We start from the raw sequence: 275 nt of genomic DNA on the forward strand, positions 1-275 counted from the left end.
GGTGTTACGTGCGTCCTCAGTCCATAGCTCAAACTCTTTAGGCGCGACAAAGCGGATTACTTGACTGTCTTCATTTTGCAGCTTTTCTAGCTGCCCCATTGTCAGCCAGCGTCCTGAGCCTTGCGCGGGTATCACGTCTAGTTCTTCTTCGGCATCATCGCCATAGAATTTGTAGACCTCAGCCATCCACGCCACTTCTTCGGCTGGATCATAATCTCTACCCAACCGCAGACAGACACGCTTATATAACCCTTGTTCGACAGCTTCCTTAAACG

The 275-nt window shown here is 50.2% G+C and carries 1 protein-coding gene; it reads right to left on the reverse strand.

All coding sequences use genetic code 11. The features are described 5' to 3' along the window. On the reverse strand, nt 1–275 hold a 275-nt coding region (locus SB679_RS24075), incomplete at both ends, for a hypothetical protein (RefSeq protein ID WP_410704761.1).

Origin of the sequence: Chryseobacterium sp. SIMBA_029, from assembly GCF_046535275.1 — a bacterium.
Lineage (GTDB): Bacteria > Bacteroidota > Bacteroidia > Flavobacteriales > Weeksellaceae > Chryseobacterium.